19 protein-coding genes and 1 tRNA gene are annotated in these 14,775 nt (G+C 37.4%); 12 read left to right on the top strand and 8 right to left on the bottom strand.

Going from position 1 to position 14,775, the window contains the following annotated elements:
- Positions 1-289: 289 nt before the first annotated feature.
- Entirely contained in the window at positions 290-1,804 is a 1,515-nt protein-coding gene (locus GGD38_RS16250) for an N-6 DNA methylase (RefSeq protein WP_375297297.1), read from the bottom strand.
- On the bottom strand, positions 1,779-2,351 hold the full coding sequence (locus GGD38_RS16245; RefSeq protein WP_375297296.1) for a restriction endonuclease subunit S: 573 nt from the start codon (positions 2,349-2,351) through the stop codon (positions 1,779-1,781). Before GGD38_RS16245 ends, GGD38_RS16250 begins: the two co-directional genes overlap by 26 nt.
- 165 nt (positions 2,352-2,516) lie before the next feature.
- On the opposite strand from GGD38_RS16245, the gene GGD38_RS16240 reads away from it, so the two are divergent.
- The 7 genes from GGD38_RS16240 to GGD38_RS16210 all read left to right on the top strand — a co-directional run bounded on the left by GGD38_RS16240 (position 2,517) and on the right by GGD38_RS16210 (position 7,360).
- A complete protein-coding gene (locus GGD38_RS16240) occupies positions 2,517-3,404 on the top strand; it encodes a hypothetical protein (protein ID WP_375297295.1) in 888 nt (295 codons plus the stop codon).
- Between the two features lie 126 nt (positions 3,405-3,530).
- On the top strand, positions 3,531-3,854 hold the full coding sequence (locus GGD38_RS16235) for a helix-turn-helix domain-containing protein (RefSeq protein WP_375297294.1): 324 nt from the start codon (positions 3,531-3,533) through the stop codon (positions 3,852-3,854).
- A gap of 80 nt (positions 3,855-3,934) precedes the next feature.
- On the top strand, positions 3,935-4,327 hold the full coding sequence (locus GGD38_RS16230; protein ID WP_375297293.1) for a hypothetical protein: 393 nt from the start codon (positions 3,935-3,937) through the stop codon (positions 4,325-4,327).
- Positions 4,324-5,265: a CHC2 zinc finger domain-containing protein gene (locus GGD38_RS16225; protein ID WP_375297292.1), complete on the top strand. Its 942-nt coding sequence runs from the start codon at positions 4,324-4,326 to the stop codon at positions 5,263-5,265. Before GGD38_RS16230 ends, GGD38_RS16225 begins: the two co-directional genes overlap by 4 nt.
- Positions 5,266-5,381: 116 nt before the next feature.
- Complete coding sequence (locus GGD38_RS16220) at positions 5,382-5,762, top strand: mobilization protein (RefSeq protein WP_375297291.1); 381 nt, start codon at positions 5,382-5,384, stop codon at positions 5,760-5,762.
- 50 nt (positions 5,763-5,812) lie between these two features.
- The gene (locus GGD38_RS16215) at positions 5,813-6,784 is read left to right on the top strand and encodes a relaxase/mobilization nuclease domain-containing protein (RefSeq protein WP_375303847.1); all 972 of its coding nucleotides are present in this window, start codon (positions 5,813-5,815) and stop codon (positions 6,782-6,784) included.
- A gap of 30 nt (positions 6,785-6,814) precedes the next feature.
- The gene (locus GGD38_RS16210) at positions 6,815-7,360 is read left to right on the top strand and encodes a hypothetical protein (RefSeq protein ID WP_375297289.1); all 546 of its coding nucleotides are present in this window, start codon (positions 6,815-6,817) and stop codon (positions 7,358-7,360) included.
- Positions 7,361-7,530: 170 nt separating this feature from the next.
- Here the strand turns inward: GGD38_RS16210 and GGD38_RS16205 are convergent, their stop codons facing one another.
- The 3 genes from GGD38_RS16205 to GGD38_RS16195 all read right to left on the bottom strand — a co-directional run bounded on the left by GGD38_RS16205 (position 7,531) and on the right by GGD38_RS16195 (position 9,598).
- Positions 7,531-7,917, bottom strand: coding sequence for a hypothetical protein (locus GGD38_RS16205; protein ID WP_375297288.1), 387 nt, complete (start codon positions 7,915-7,917; stop codon positions 7,531-7,533).
- A 48-nt stretch (positions 7,918-7,965) separates the two neighbouring features.
- Positions 7,966-8,550, bottom strand: coding sequence for a hypothetical protein (locus tag GGD38_RS16200; protein WP_375297287.1), 585 nt, complete (start codon positions 8,548-8,550; stop codon positions 7,966-7,968).
- 154 nt (positions 8,551-8,704) lie between these two features.
- Positions 8,705-9,598 (bottom strand): hypothetical protein, encoded by an 894-nt coding sequence (locus GGD38_RS16195; RefSeq protein ID WP_375297286.1) that lies wholly within the window; start codon positions 9,596-9,598, stop codon positions 8,705-8,707.
- Positions 9,599-9,988: 390 nt separating this feature from the next.
- On the opposite strand from GGD38_RS16195, the gene GGD38_RS16190 reads away from it, so the two are divergent.
- The 5 genes from GGD38_RS16190 to GGD38_RS16170 all read left to right on the top strand — a co-directional run bounded on the left by GGD38_RS16190 (position 9,989) and on the right by GGD38_RS16170 (position 12,311).
- Complete coding sequence (locus GGD38_RS16190; protein ID WP_375297285.1) at positions 9,989-10,246, top strand: helix-turn-helix domain-containing protein; 258 nt, start codon at positions 9,989-9,991, stop codon at positions 10,244-10,246.
- A 32-nt stretch (positions 10,247-10,278) separates the two neighbouring features.
- Entirely contained in the window at positions 10,279-10,653 is a 375-nt protein-coding gene (locus tag GGD38_RS16185; protein WP_375297284.1) for a hypothetical protein, read from the top strand.
- Positions 10,654-10,670: 17 nt separating this feature from the next.
- Complete coding sequence (locus GGD38_RS16180) at positions 10,671-11,195, top strand: hypothetical protein (protein ID WP_375297283.1); 525 nt, start codon at positions 10,671-10,673, stop codon at positions 11,193-11,195.
- Positions 11,196-11,257: 62 nt separating this feature from the next.
- Positions 11,258-11,749 carry a hypothetical protein gene (locus tag GGD38_RS16175; RefSeq protein ID WP_375297282.1) on the top strand — a complete coding sequence of 164 codons (492 nt, stop codon included), beginning with the start codon at positions 11,258-11,260 and terminating at the stop codon, positions 11,747-11,749.
- A gap of 136 nt (positions 11,750-11,885) precedes the next feature.
- Entirely contained in the window at positions 11,886-12,311 is a 426-nt protein-coding gene (locus GGD38_RS16170; protein ID WP_375297281.1) for a hypothetical protein, read from the top strand.
- A gap of 435 nt (positions 12,312-12,746) precedes the next feature.
- Here GGD38_RS16170 and GGD38_RS16165 read toward each other — a convergent pair.
- From GGD38_RS16165 to hflX, 3 genes are all read right to left on the bottom strand, one after another.
- Positions 12,747-12,820: transfer RNA gene (locus GGD38_RS16165), tRNA-Asn, on the bottom strand.
- Positions 12,821-12,996: 176 nt separating this feature from the next.
- A complete protein-coding gene (locus GGD38_RS16160) occupies positions 12,997-13,353 on the bottom strand; it encodes a Rieske (2Fe-2S) protein (protein ID WP_375297280.1) in 357 nt (118 codons plus the stop codon).
- Between the two features lie 40 nt (positions 13,354-13,393).
- Positions 13,394-14,581, bottom strand: coding sequence for a GTPase HflX (gene hflX, locus GGD38_RS16155; protein WP_375297279.1), 1,188 nt, complete (start codon positions 14,579-14,581; stop codon positions 13,394-13,396).
- Between the last annotated feature and the right edge of the window lie 194 nt (positions 14,582-14,775).

Here is a 14,775-nt window from a genome sequence, read left to right as displayed (position 1 = left end):
TAGAAGTGAATTGAAAAGAGTTTACGAATTTTTATTAAATAACTATGCTACAGCAACTGAGGTGTCGGTAGCATTAAACATTTATCGGCCAAATCTTTGCAGATATAAAAGAAAGTTGCAAAAAATGGGCTATTTGAGTGAAATAGGAATTGTTGTCTGTCCAATAACAAAAAGATATGCAGCCTTGTTAACTTCAATTATTTGATTTATCCAATTACCGTTGGAGATCTATATAAGTATAAATTGAATTTTGAGTTCGAGTCAAGAACCAGGTGAAAAGTGTATGCCATCAAAGGGATAAATTATTCAATATTTTCGTTCTTAATTCCTTTAATTTAATATCTAGTAGAGAAATCTCTGATGCAAGTTTTTCTATATCTACAGGTTGTTTTTCATCTTTAATGTGTACATAGCGTTCCAAGTTGATGTTGAATTCATTTTGTGCAATTTCTTCTAGTGAAACAACAGAACTAAAGCCGTTCACAACCGCTAAACTATTTTTTGAAGGATCTTGTTTAAAAGCGTTATATGTGGAAACTATACGTTCGATGCCTTCAGATGAAAGAATATTCTTTCTACGGTTTTGGTAGAATTCATTACTGGCGTTAATAAATAAAATATTTTGATTGTCTCCACGATTCTTATTAAATAGTAATACGGCTACTGGAATGGTAGTTGCTGTTAACAGGTTTGCTGGCAAACCTATTACGGCTTCTAATAGATTATCTTCTATTATTCCTTTTCGAATTTCTTGCTCTTGTCCTTTTCTGACCAATGTACCGTGACTTACTAATATTCCAATGCGACCTTTCTGATTTGTAGAAGCAGTTAACATGTGTGAGATAAATGCATAATCACCTTTGTTTTCTGGGGGCATCCCCCATTTAAACATGCGATAGTCCAGGCCATTCCTCCACCAGTGACTAATTGAAAACGGAGGCGTAGATACAACTATATCGAATTGACTAAGGTTATTTTGTGCTATAAATTTAGGGTCGTTAATTGAATCGCCAAGTTGAATATTTGCGTCATCAAAACAATGAATAAACATATTCATCCTTGCTATATTATAAGTCTCTTGATTTACTTCTTGACCATGTAATCTAACCCCTTTATTTTGGCAATTCCCAAAGTGAACAAGCGACCCTCCATAACCACAAGCAGGGTCGTAAATTGTATCTTGCTCCTGTGGTTCTAGTAATAATTTTAATAAAGCACTTACCTCATATGGCGTATTAGTATATCCGCCTTTTTTCCCTTCAAACCAACTGATTTTTTCCAAAAGTAATTCGAAACACTGGGCAATGGTATCATTGCTTTCCACAGAAGGTTGAAAATTAAAATCAGAAAAAAAGTCTAATAGTGAGTGTAAGATAGAAACATACGAATTTCTATCTTTAAAGCTCATGGCAGCATCGTATCCTATTGAAGAAAAAATACCTTCAAATTTATCTTTATTAGCGAGTTCTATTTCTCGTAGCGCAACATGAAAATAATTTACAAATTCGGGATGTAAACTAAGTTTTCTAACCGTATCAAAGTCTGTATCTTTTGGAATAATAAAACGGCAAATAGGCAAATTATTTCCTTGCTTTAGCTCGTTGTTATTTTTCTCAAGTAATGAATCTTTCCAGAGATCGCTGATGTATTTAAAGAAGAAAAAAGATAGGATATAGGGTGGGTATTCATTTGCGCTTAGGAAACCTCTTAATTTGTTTGCAGCCTCCCAAAAAATTAGTTCAGCCATTTGGCTGGCCGTTGTCTGTCCGACAATATTACTATAATAGTCTTTTGAGTTTTTCATTTATTAAAATTGCCCACTTTTCGTCACGTTCTTTTGCATATTGCATTTCTTCCTGACGAAATAAATATGTTTCTCCAATTAGTCGTTGTGCTGACAAAGTCGGAACCTTTATCTCAAAATGCCTTAAATCATCGATAGAAAGGTTATGGACTGTAGTTTTAACTTGTGAAATCTTAAATAATTCTTGTGACTCAGGTAAATTGAGATACCACCAAAGATAAAGTGAATCCACATATTCTTTAATGGGTCTAATAACTATAAAGGCTCCGGCCGGGAGTATTGGAAGAGAATACTTTTTACTTTCAAAAAGAATAGCTTTATTGGTATTGCCTTTCGCAATTAATAATATGTCATAATCTTTCAAAAAGTATTTATCCGATCCATGAAATTCGGGTGTAGTTGCCAAGTTTGAATAATCTATTTCACCACTTGACGTATTCACATCTTTTAGTTGAATTACTCCAATTCCATTTGTTCCATTGATTTCCAGTGATTTACGAAAAGAGTAACCAGAAAAAATGTCGCTATAAGCTTGAAATTTCGCCATATTTGCATAATATTATTATGTAGTAAAATTAAAGGCTTGTTTTCAAATGCGCAAATAATATTTACATAATGTTATTATGTGGTTGAGTTTTTTTAGAAAATTAACTTCAAGGAAATCTTGGGATCCGGTAATTTCAGATAATATTTAAACCGATAACCTATAGACATGAACATAAGAAAGAGACTATTTTCCAATTTGTTCCTCCGTAACATGATTTCAGACCTGTTTGGTCGTTCGGGCAATTACAACACACCGGGCTCTTTCATCCCATACTTTCAATATAAAATTGGTGATTTCCAAGATGATAATCATTTTTTATATTTTCAACGAGAACCCTTTGGCCGTCGGTATTATAACGAGTTCTTTAATAAGCTGAATCAATATATTCATGGCCATATACCAGATTATCTTGAATTTCATTTTTCGGCATATTCTGACAAACATGGTTTTTTAAAATTCCTTCAGCATGAGATTTCTGGCAGATTGAAGCAGAAGAGTGGCCAGGCGCGGTCCCAGAAATTGGAGATTGCCCAGGAATGGGTGGCTGAAAAACAGCAGGAACTAAAATCAGCTCAAAAGATAGCTTTGCAACAAGAGATTAAACAGGGAGTTCAGGATATGCTACCGTTTGCAAGTGGCGTTAACCTGGGAGAAATTGAAAATATAGCCCAAACACTATCCCAAAAGCTAAGTGATCGTATTGAGCTGATCCTGTCGGGAACAGAGGAACGTATGTTGTCTATAACCGATTCTTATGTTACGGGGAACATAGAACTGAATAACCAGAATCACCTGGTTAAGGTTATTAAACTTTTCAAGTTGCTCAAAGATGTCCAGGCTCCTCCTGAAAAAGCCAAGGCAGAGCAGTTATTCAGAAGATTCTCTGATACTGATATTGCTGCCATTCTTCGGCTGCATTTTGAACCATTCAAATCTAAGCAGCATAACAGTATTCAGAAGATAGATATTAAAAAGGCAGACGAGAGTATTCCAAACAAAAACCCTAAAGTTCAGAAGCTTGAGGCTGCATTGCAGGAGTATTTTTATAGTTAATAAAGGTCTCTAACCCACCTTAATCTTGCATAATCGTTTAATCTTCAATCTCAAAAATTCCATGACTCATCCATCATTGACTTTCCTCGTTTCTTAACTCAAATTACGTCCATAAAACAAATTTTTATGGACACTTTATTTATTCCTAATGAAAATGATTTTCGGCGGTGGATCAGGGAGGCGGTGAAAGAATGCCTGGAAAACACGCCCATAAAAACACCTCCTTCTGCAAACAAACCTGAAGATGAACCGCTAATTACCCGCAAGGAAGTAGCATATATGTTCCGCGTTTCCCTAGTCACTTTACATGAGTGGATGAAACAGGGGCTACCCTTCCATAAACAGGGAGGTCGCGTTTATTTCCTGCGCTCTGAGGTAATGGACTATCTGAAACAGAAACGCCGGCATCCATTTATTGATCCTCAAACCGACCGAGTAGCCGAAAAATGATGTTCGTTTTCACACTACCCTAATACCTAGCCTTGGTTTAGACAGACATTTATTGGTTAACAAATTTAAAAATCAACCTTATGGCTGAGTTTAAGAGACAGACTTTCCTGTTAAGCACTGGAAAGCAGATCAAGTTGCATGGGAATAGCTTTTTTATTAGTAAATCCCTTGAGATTGGAGAGGGCTTTGTGCCCAACATCTTTTCTCTATTTGAAGAACAAATGGGTGGGAAGACTTATGCCACCGTTTCGAACCCACACAAATTAACATCGGAAGAATTACAAGAGCTGGCTGATTATAACATCCGGTTATGGCTCGATTTAAAGGACAGTATTCGCAATAATGGGTTAAGCAATCCCAGAATTTTTGGTCGGGAGGTGGGAAAATCTGAAGACGGAACAGACGAAAGATCTCCAAAACCTAAGCGCGAGAAACCTAATCTTTTCAAAGAATCTGAAAAACGTGAAGTATGAAACAATTTACTTGTGATGATGCCAAACAGATTGATATGGTAAATTATCTGGCTTCCTTAAACCATTCGCCACAGAAAGTACACAACGACGATTATCGGTACTTGTCTCCGTTGCGGACAGAGAGAACCGCGTCATTTAAAGTGAACCGGGAAAAGCAAATTTGGTATGACCACGGTTTAGGCAAAGGAGGCGACCTCATTGATTTCGGAACACTATACCACAAATGTTCCGTTAATGAATTGCTTAATCGTTTGTCGGAGTACCACACCCGCCCGGTTCTTTCTTTTCACCCGCCTACTATTTCAGGCAATCCTTCGGGTGCCAATTCCCGTGTTGCTGGTGAAAAGAAAGAGACCACAGAAAGCAAAATTGTTGTGCTGGATTCCCGCCCCCTGACTGCAATCGAACTTTTAAATTACCTGAATAAAAGGTGCATCCCGCTGGAAATAGCCAACCGCTTTTGTAAGGAAGTTGATTTTCTTTTGTATGGCAAAAAGCATACGGTGATCGGTTTTCAAAATAAAGCCGGTGGCTACGAGTTACGAAACGAAAATTTTAAGGGTAGCAGTTCCCCAAAGGATGTAACTTTTGTAGATAACCGGACTGACGATGTTGCGGTGTTTGAAGGATTTTTCAGCTTCCTTTCTTTTTGCACCGTCAATAAAAATCTAACAGCCCCACTGACAAATTGCCTTGTACTAAACTCCCTTTCTTTTTTTGAAAAAAGTCGCTCCCTGATGGAACAATACAACCAGCTTCATTTGATTTTAGACAGAGATATCGCCGGTATGAAATGCACAAAACAGGCTTTACAATGGGACCGAGATAAGTATATAGATCGAAGTGATTTCTATCAAAACTATAAAGATTTAAACGACTGGCTTATTCATCACCAGCACAGCCAAAAGCAAAGCCAAAAGATAGACAGGAAGCTTTGACGTTCGGGTAGCCAGCTATGTTTTGGTAATACCAAAACGCTGGCCCATTCATGCTATCGCATTCATGGGGACGAACCCGCCTATCGGCGGATTCGTGAAAACAAGGAGGAAAGATTATGGAGCAGCAAGAAAAATCAACAAAAAATAAAGGTGGCCGTCCTAGAAAGGCTATAAAAAAAGATAAACTAATACCAGTAAAATGTAGCGCATATGAAAGGCGTGTTATTGTGGCAAAAGCAAAAAGTGCAGATGTGTCTACATCAGAATACATGAGGGAAATAGCGTTGAACGGTAAAATTGACAGGCGTGAAAAAGCATTACCGCCGGAGGTTTTACAATTAACTGCAATGCTTAATCACATAGCTGCAAATCTCAATCAGATTGCCAAAAAGCGTAACGGAATAGAAGAATTAACAGCCTATGAACGGGCGAATTTAAAAATTCAATCAGCCGAGTTGAAGCAATTAGCGGTTAATATAAAATTGCATTTACAATGATCGGATATGTGGGAACCGGTGCTTCTTTTTATGAATGCATTAGGTATTGTTTGGAGGACAAAAACAATTTAAGCGAAGAACAGAAGGTTTTAAAAACGCTGAAAGATCAATTGCAACACAAAGACAGGGCTGAAATTTTAGAATTCAATAAGTGTGTTGGAGACCTGGGCGAGCTGACCAGCCAGTTTATAGATGTTGCCAAATTGAGTAAAAGAGTTGAAAAGCCGGTGTTTCATTTTTCCCTTCGGCCTGCACCAGGTGATGTACTTTCCCGGGACCAACTTATAGAAATGGGAAAAGAATGCGCAAAACAGTTTGGAGTTGCGGACAATCAATACCTTATTATACTACATAAAGACACCACCGAGCCACATATACATATTGTCGCCAACAGGGTGGGCTTTGATGGGAAAGTTGCAAAGGATAACTACAGTTACAGAAAAATGGATGGCCTTTGCAGGCAGCTTGAAAAGCAGTTTCACCTAAAAGAAGTATTAAGTGCCCGCCGGTTTTTGCCAGAAGAACTGCGGCACCTTCCGCGCCTTGATAGTCGAAAAGAAAAACTAAAAACCGATATCCGCGACACTTTGAAGCAGGTAAACTCCTTTCAACACTTCGAAGAAAAAATGAAATCGCTAGGTTATACGGTGTTAAAAGGTAGGGGTATCTCTTTCGTCGATGATAAAAAAGTAAAGATAAAAGGTAGTGAGGTTGGTTTTTCGCTGGCTAAGATTGAAAAGATTCTTCATCTGAAACAGGAAATATCAATTAAACAGGAGAAACAAAAACTACGGGAAATAGCTCTCCAAAGGGATATAGATAATGCACATACTCCTGTTCAGAAGCTGTTATTAAAGACAACTCATTCGAACCGGCAGGAAGATTTTGAAGTGTTAGAGTTGATAAAGCAGCTAGACAAATTGTTGAACGTCCTGCTGAAACCGGAGTACGTAGATCAGTCAGTAAGCCCGGAATTATTAAAAGAGGCCAGACGTAAAAAGCATCGGCATAAGCCATCATAGTAAACATTCTATCATTTAAAATTTTAAAATATGGAGCCTAAAAATATTGAAAAAGTGGAAGCTGGCAGTTTAGAGATCGTATTGAATGAATTTTCGGAGGAACAAAAGACACACGCGAAATCTATAGGCGACCTGGTTATAGCAGTGAATGGCTTAACTGGAAAATTAATACAACTTGAAGAAAAGCTGGACAAGCGTAAGGATGTAACGGTTCATACTAATACTAAACCTATAGAAGATATTTTAAAGAAAGCAGTGACCGAAACGAAATTAATAGTAAGCGGTCAGCGTAAAAGCGTAACTAAGAAGTATCAGTTATTGCTATTTCCCGAACAGGATGCCAAACTGTTCTATAAAATAGTTTTTGGCCGATGGTTTATGTGGCTGGCAATAATTGTATTCTTAAATTTTCTTTACGATTGGGCTGTTCATTGGTCTGATAATAATAAAGAGGTAAAATTACAACAGTTGCAAAATGATAGATTTACTGACTCCTGGAATTATTTGTATAAGGGGAGTAAAAAAGATGTCAGGAAATTAATGGACAGTGCATGGGTAAAAAGTGCTAATAGATAAATTGTAAAAAGTCCCGGTGTAGACACATCGGGGCTTTATGGTTTAATGGCTCTGATTAGCATCTTTTTGACAATGGCTTATTTCCACTGCATTAATTTATATTGTTCGATTTATTGCTTGGCAAATGAAATTATTTTCTTCTGAGCTTTTTTAATTGGTAATTACGATGATTAATGTTTTGAATAGTCTTTTACCTTTCTGGTATCTTTTATTGCCGCTACTCTATCATTATCGATAGAGCGGTAGCCATAATCATAACAATAATAATATTCTTTCTTATTATCAGGATGAATTTGCTCCGTGAAGTACTCAAAATGAAATCCTTTTTCAACCAATTTTTTACGCTCAATCACTAAAATCTTTTTCTTTCTGCTCGCCAGAAGCTCTTCAAGTATGCGCCTGTTCTTACGTAAAATATTATTGATGTTTCGTACAACAGGAAGTGAGTAGGAGTATAACCGGTTGTTGTAGTTGTTTCGGCATGAGTCATCGCAGAATTTTTTATCTGAACGACCTTTAATAAGCCTATCGCAAGCCAAACACTTTTTATCCGTCATTTTATCAAACTTTTAAAACCGGTTAAAGTATTATTGCGTATTAACAAATTACAGAGTAGAACCTGGCCACAAATCATACATTTTAGCACGGCTACTCACGCAATCAAGATTAATTAGGAAGTATACAACAAGGTTGACATATTCATTTTCTTTTATTGAATAATCTATCTCGTTTTCGGCATACTCGATTGCATAACCTAACCATTTATGAGAATCATTTATTGCAAGTTTTTGCAGCCGATCGATAAATATTTTATAATAGATTTTCCCATAGCTATCAAGTTTATCTCTTCTTGATTTCGATATGAATTTAAAACAAAGAGAAAAGAAATACTTTGATACAGAAAAACGTCCTCGATCCTTTTCAATGAATGTCCAAATTTGATCTATGATATTGTCTTCAAGTTCATTGAGATCTAATATCCACAAGTCCCACCTGCTTTTAGCTAGCAAGGGGGCGATTTTAGCAAACACGCCATCCGCTGTAGTCCATGTCGTCGTAGCGATCAATTCACAAAAGCAAAGCTTAAAAGGGTTCTTGTATTTGTTTTTAAGGTACAAAAGCCTCTCTTCATTACTTGCGGGAAGGTTTTTATCAATGCGACGATCCAATCGTATATATTTTTTGTCCATTGGGACTTAACTCATTTTTATAAGGTGATTAAATTGAGCTGCCGTGTGAGTGGCAAATATTCTAACGGATTAAAAACGGACCATGTTTTGAAAAACTACATACTTGAGATGCTTTGTCTTGTATGTACTTTTTTACTAGCGTTGATTAATATGCTTATGGTTTCAACAGCTGTTGTGCAGATTTAATCAGACATTGAACATTTCGATAAATATCCCAAACCTGCTGCAAACAAATTACATTAGCCCACCATTCGCCCGAATAAGAGATGCTGGCTTCATACCAGTCGTCTAATTCTCTGATGGCATATTTTATCGGGAACTTTTCAAAAAAAGCGGCTATTACTTTTTTAGGGTCCGCGATCTGTGATTGGGTAAGTTCAGTAAGCGCATGTAAACCTGAAATTTGGTCTTTTATCTCGGCGTTATCGATGTTTTGCAGGGTAATTACAAACAATGCCTCAATTAGGGCAATCAAGTGATCATGAAAAACAATAAGGTTGCTGCGTTGTTCAGCTTCATCATAAACAGTACTATCCACCGATAATCCGATCAATAGCCACCCCTTAATTTCTTCAACGATAAACGCTTTATCTGGGCTGAATACCTGTTTAAGTACATAAAGAGGGTCACTTTCAACATATTCAATTAGGCGCTTAGGCTTGCAAAGGATTTCTTCGTTTTCCTTATTATCATCAATAAGTGGTAGAGTTGAATCTTCGCCCCTCTTTGGCTTTGCTGATTTGGTAACTAATAATGCAGCTTCAATCAATTCCTCAACTTTTTCATAAAAGTAAATTTGATTATTACGGTCATGTGGATCCTCAGAAACGCTGCGTGAACTGGAAACTACTTCAGTTAGCCAATCCCATAATAATTTTCTTGTCTCGTTTAAATGGTAACACTGAAAAAACTCGTAGAAAACCTGAGATGGATCGTTTTTCTGTTCTTCAGTGAGGCGTAACGGCTCATTGTACCACAGGGGATGTTTGTTGTAAGATTTGCCGCTGAAGCCGAAGTTAGAAGCGGATTTGGTTAATGGCTCTTCCATATGTAAAAGTTTTAGTTTACATAATTACATACGAGCCTGCAGAAGTGTAGGCGTAAACGAACGGATTAGATAACGGGCTAAAAAAAGGGTTGTAGCCTACCACCCCTGCAACACGGGCTCTGACAAAGCCCACCACTTTCGTGGTTAACCGCGAAGGAGCAAATAGGCCCAACCCTATAGTGTAAATATAAAGATTGGGCTTCACTTACTCTCGCGGTTTAAATTTGTCAGATTCGTGTTGCGAGACTCGTGATAATGCAATACGTTTTTAAAGGCGTATTGATCAGCTTATAATTTCAATACGAATTTAAATAAGAAAACATAAAAATGTGCTTATAACCCCATTTTATTTTATTAACATACCCAGACTTTGCGAGTTCAACTCTTGATATGGAAACTTCAGATTTCACATTGGAACTTGAAAGGCTCGGAAAGCGTATTAGGCAAGTACGGAAACATAGGAATTTGACATTGCTTGAATTGGAGACAATTTCGGGTATTAACGACAGTGACCTGAGCCGTTATGAGCAAGGGAAGGAAAACCTTGAATTTCTGACAATTTTTAAAATAGCGAAAGCTTTAAATGTGGAGGTTCACGTTTTAACTAACTACGATGGTACTTTGCCTGGTGATAAATCTAAAAAATAAAAAACCAATTGTTTGCAAGCAATAATAGTAACATGATATCTTCTTTTTTGTCATTATTTTTATTTTATTTTCAAGGATTTTCGTATCCTCAGTTCCATCCAATTGGAAACGAAAAGGGAAGTGAACATGTTAAAGTGAATGTAGATTACAGAAATGTTAGGAAAGTGCCTGTTCCTCGTCTAGTTGGTTTGCCACTTTTCGAGGCAATGCAAATGCTGAGAAGTAAAAAACTGGAAGTGGGATTAATCTTTGCTGACGATCAAATTAAAAACTTTACTATCTCAGATCTCATCGTTTATATTCAAAATCCCAAAGAAAAATATGATGACGGAAGGCAAAACTATATCCATAAGGGCGAGCAGATTGATTTGTGGATCACAGATGATAGGTCTAAGATTAAAAAGTAAGCTACGTTATTGATTCTATGAGGTTTGACTTTCTAAAGAAGTTTTGGAATAAGAAAAAGCCCGCTAAAATTAGGCTAATAGGTAACGATCTTGATCAGAATAAATTGAATACAAATAAGCCAGTTCATATTACCGCCGAATTGCTGAATAATCTAGAACGAACAAATGGCATTGAAGAGCTTGTCACACAGCAAGATTTTTATGAAGTGCTTAAGATTGATAAGGCAATAGTCTATTTGCTGGTTAATTGGTCCGGGCCAGAGCTCGTATCTCGCTATTGTGTTTATCAGGCTCTCAAGGAGCTTGGCACCGAAGGCACTCCGTCTTTTAAAATTGATTGTTCAGATCAGTCCAAAGAATATATTGTGGACTGGTTAGAGAAACAGAAAAAAGGAGATATACATTTCTATTATGGTGGTTGGGGAGAAACTTTATTCCTTCACAAAGGAAATATAACTGATTATATAAGTAATCCTGCAAAATTGGGTCTTTCACAGACAAAGGAGAAGCTATCAAATTGGAAAACTTTCGTCAGCCATTAAACTCACTGGGCCGGTCCAAGAGGGAAAAGTTAATAAAAATCAATTCTTTTAAACGTGTCTATATGAAAACAGGTTTGATAGTAGTGTTTCTCTTTTTTTTCTTGGCGGCTAATTCTCAAGATTTTTTACTAAAAAGTGAAAGTGAAATATTTTCTTTTGACACCCAAAATGGTAAACATGTACTATTGGCAAAGGATAAAGCCAATGCTTATATCGTGTACAGGTATGGAACTAAAGACTCTGTTGAGTTTGAGTTTCCGGAAAAGAACAAGGATAGCTGGAATAAATTCAAGTACTCTTTTTATCTAAGAGGAGGTGGTGTTCAGAACGAGGGAATGGATCTGAACTATGTGTATTTTATTAATAAGGGATATAAGTATAGCATATGCGATACCTATAATTCAGTTGGTAACAAATCAGAATTAGGCATTGAAGTCACAAATTTAAAAACGAGCAAAACGGTAGATATAAAAGGAGTGGGAAAGACTCGGAAAGGAACCCTGATAGATTTCAGAGACAATAAGCTTTTAGAGATTGTAGAATTTGACCAGTAGAAGGCTATTTGGGTATAATTAAAATACTCTTTTTTTTATAATAGTTTCGATTCTTCACCCGATACACTTTTCCCTTTGAGAATACCCAAAATATTTAATTTATCAGGTTCGTACAAAGTAAACAAATAAGAACAGTATGAAACGAAGTGAAAAGGCAGTATTGTATTTTGTGGTATTTATGATTGGCGCTTTTATCATTATTTATAATTATTCAGAAAAAAAAGCAAGGGAGCTAAATGCCAATAAAGCGATAGGGAAAGGATCTATAACAGGCATGGATATGGTGCATAAAGGGAGGGGGATTTTCGTCAAGTATGTTTTTGAAGTAAAAGGAGATTTTGTAAAGGATAAAGCAATTATTCCTATAGAAAGTAATCAGTTAGAAATGTTGTCAAAGAATTTAATAGGAAGGGAGTTTCCTGTCATTTATGATACTTTAAATAAAACAAATAATAAGATATTATTTTTTAAAGAAGAATTTATGAGTTATGGATTAGATGTTCCTGATAGTCTTCATTATATCTTTCACTTGCTCGACAGTTTGACATACAAGAAAAATTGAGGTTTTTGATTCAAGAGCATATAGCTTATGATGTGAATTGGGTTAAAAAATTGATTGAGCAACAAAGACAATAAATGAAAATTTCTAAAAAAATCTTTCAACAAAATAGCATAAACCAAATATGAAAAGATTTTGAAATCCGGCTTAAAAATGACAAATATGAGTTGTCCGGAAAAACATCACCAATCTAAATGGATTTATTCTCAATTAACGCCTAGAATCAACAAATATGGGATGGGGGTTATCAGTTTGATTGTATGGCATTTAAAAGTCATAGTCAATAATTCCCAGTACAGACCGAATTACGATTCGTAACTTCACGAAATCAAGCTCTTTTTCACCACCTGTCCCGACTGTTTGAAAATTGTTTGAAAATTCGCCCAAATACGACAAAAGCCACCCGAAGGTGGCTTTGTAAGCTATTGTTTTTGAGCGCTCCCCCTTCAGGACTTGAACCTGAGACCCTCTGATTAACAGTCAGATGCTCTAACCAACTGAGCTAAGGAGGAATTTGTTTTTCCCTTTCGTTGACCTGTAAGAACCGTGGTTGTTTACCGCCCCTCCGAAATGGGCAGCAAAAATAAGGAAATTTCTATTTCTACCAACACTTGCTCAAGAAAAATCAACGTTTTATTGAAATTTTTTTGCTTCACATCATTGAATTTCTCCAATGGAGCGGTGTTACTTACAACCACCCAAACAATCCACCATCAGGCAAACCCACAAATATCGCTTCTCCCCGTACTTCAACCGGGTAGGTTTTTAAATAATATCCTTCCCCACTTGTATTACGGCCATTTTGTAAACTGAATTTATACCGGTGAACCGGGCAAACTACATTTCCAACCGCATCTACATAGCCTTCACTCATTATACCGCTCGCGTGCGGACATTTATAAGCAAATGCATACCACTGCTCGCGATGCCGGGTAATACAAATTTTTTTGCCTTTAACCTCAGTAACAGCAATGCCCTGCTCATTAAAAGTAAGCTCCTGTGGATGTTCGGCTACCTGGTGGTACTGGTATTTTTTCTCGGTCATGCAGACTTAATCTCTAATAGGTAAATAAGGCGCATCGCCATTAATAAAAACCCGTTTTATAGGGGTAACGTATGGCGTATAATTCCTTTACCTTATTTAATATGGTAGATCGTAATTCGTCGATGTTCAATCTTTCGGTTGCAGAAATAAAAACACAATTACCCTGCAATTGATTTTCCCACCGCTCTTTCAGATCTTTTAATATCTCGGCCCGCACCTCTTCTTCCAGCCACGGATCAAACGTGTTTTTTTCGTATTGGTCCATTTTATTGAAGATGGTGATCGTTGGCTTATCTATCACTTCCAGCTCCTGCAATGTTTTGTTTACTACGCCAAGCTGATCTTCATATTGCGGATGGCCGGTGTCAACCACATGTAATAAAATGTCGGCCTCGCGTACCTCGTCGAGTGTGCTTTTAAAACTTTCTACCAGGTGGTGTGGTAATTTGCGTATGAACCCTACCGTATCGCTTAACAGGAACGGCGTTACTTCAAAAACTACTTTACGGGTAGTGGTATCGAGTGTGGCGAATAGTTTATTCTCGGCAAATACCTCACTTTTAGCCAGCAGGTTCATGATGGTGCTTTTGCCTACATTGGTATAACCTACAAGTGCAACACGAATAAATTCACCGCGATCTTTACGTTGAGTGGCTGCCTGTTTGTCTATTTCGCTCAACCGCTTACGTAATAGTGCCAGTTTTTCACGTACTATACGGCGGTCAGTTTCAATTTCCGTTTCACCCGGACCTCTGGTCCCAATACCACCACCCAAACGTTCAAGGTGTTTCCACATACCACGCAGGCGAGGCAGCAGGTACTGATACTGGGCTAATTCAACCTGGGTTTTTGCCTGCGCTGTTTTGGCGCGGCGGGCAAATATGTCGAGAATAAGGTCACTGCGGTCGATGGTCTTTACATCCAGTACCTTTTCAATATTCTGGATCTGTGAGCCGCTCAGCTCATCGTCAAAAATTACAATGTTTATATCACGGCCTTCAATGTAATTCCTGATCTCTTCCAGCTTTCCTTTACCCACAAAGGTGCGGCTATCGGGATGCGGAAGCTTCTGCACAAAGCGTTTTACGGCTTTGGCGCCGGCGGTTTCGGCCAGAAATGCCAATTCATCCAGGTATTCGGTTACCTGCTCTTCAGTTTGTAATTTATGTACCAGTCCTACCAGTACAGCCTTCTCTTCTTTTTGAATGATATTCTTCTTGTCTAACAATTCCTTCGATTTGTGGTGCAAAAGTAAGCTGAAAAACCGGAAATGACGGCGGTTCCCGTGATCAGGCTGCTTGTATTTGCGTCGCGGGCTTTACTGGGATTTTGCAATAAGCGTATTGGGATTTCCCGGGACCTGAAAAGCGCTTAAAAAGGACTTAATAGGGACTTTACAAGGATTTTGCCCCTATGAGGTCC

Origin of the sequence: Niastella sp. OAS944 (genome assembly GCA_024809215.1) — a bacterium.
GTDB lineage: Bacteria > Bacteroidota > Bacteroidia > Chitinophagales > Chitinophagaceae > Niastella.
This window is presented reverse-complemented; position numbering and strand designations above follow the sequence as displayed.

Coding starts and splice junctions, on each gene's coding strand:
- GGD38_RS16200 (WP_375297287.1), bottom strand. CDS start 8,550: ATGGACAAAAAATATATACGATTGGATCGTCGCATTGATAAAAACCTT.
- GGD38_RS16170 (WP_375297281.1), top strand. CDS start 11,886: ATGAAACGAAGTGAAAAGGCAGTATTGTATTTTGTGGTATTTATGATT.
- GGD38_RS16245 (WP_375297296.1), bottom strand. CDS start 2,351: ATGGCGAAATTTCAAGCTTATAGCGACATTTTTTCTGGTTACTCTTTT.
- GGD38_RS16185 (WP_375297284.1), top strand. CDS start 10,279: ATGATATCTTCTTTTTTGTCATTATTTTTATTTTATTTTCAAGGATTT.
- GGD38_RS16175 (WP_375297282.1), top strand. CDS start 11,258: ATGAAAACAGGTTTGATAGTAGTGTTTCTCTTTTTTTTCTTGGCGGCT.
- GGD38_RS16195 (WP_375297286.1), bottom strand. CDS start 9,598: ATGGAAGAGCCATTAACCAAATCCGCTTCTAACTTCGGCTTCAGCGGC.
- GGD38_RS16160 (WP_375297280.1), bottom strand. CDS start 13,353: ATGACCGAGAAAAAATACCAGTACCACCAGGTAGCCGAACATCCACAG.
- GGD38_RS16225 (WP_375297292.1), top strand. CDS start 4,324: ATGAAACAATTTACTTGTGATGATGCCAAACAGATTGATATGGTAAAT.
- GGD38_RS16230 (WP_375297293.1), top strand. CDS start 3,935: ATGGCTGAGTTTAAGAGACAGACTTTCCTGTTAAGCACTGGAAAGCAG.
- GGD38_RS16240 (WP_375297295.1), top strand. CDS start 2,517: ATGAACATAAGAAAGAGACTATTTTCCAATTTGTTCCTCCGTAACATG.
- GGD38_RS16205 (WP_375297288.1), bottom strand. CDS start 7,917: ATGACGGATAAAAAGTGTTTGGCTTGCGATAGGCTTATTAAAGGTCGT.
- GGD38_RS16210 (WP_375297289.1), top strand. CDS start 6,815: ATGGAGCCTAAAAATATTGAAAAAGTGGAAGCTGGCAGTTTAGAGATC.
- GGD38_RS16190 (WP_375297285.1), top strand. CDS start 9,989: ATGGAAACTTCAGATTTCACATTGGAACTTGAAAGGCTCGGAAAGCGT.
- GGD38_RS16250 (WP_375297297.1), bottom strand. CDS start 1,804: ATGAAAAACTCAAAAGACTATTATAGTAATATTGTCGGACAGACAACG.
- GGD38_RS16180 (WP_375297283.1), top strand. CDS start 10,671: ATGAGGTTTGACTTTCTAAAGAAGTTTTGGAATAAGAAAAAGCCCGCT.
- GGD38_RS16220 (WP_375297291.1), top strand. CDS start 5,382: ATGGAGCAGCAAGAAAAATCAACAAAAAATAAAGGTGGCCGTCCTAGA.
- GGD38_RS16235 (WP_375297294.1), top strand. CDS start 3,531: ATGGACACTTTATTTATTCCTAATGAAAATGATTTTCGGCGGTGGATC.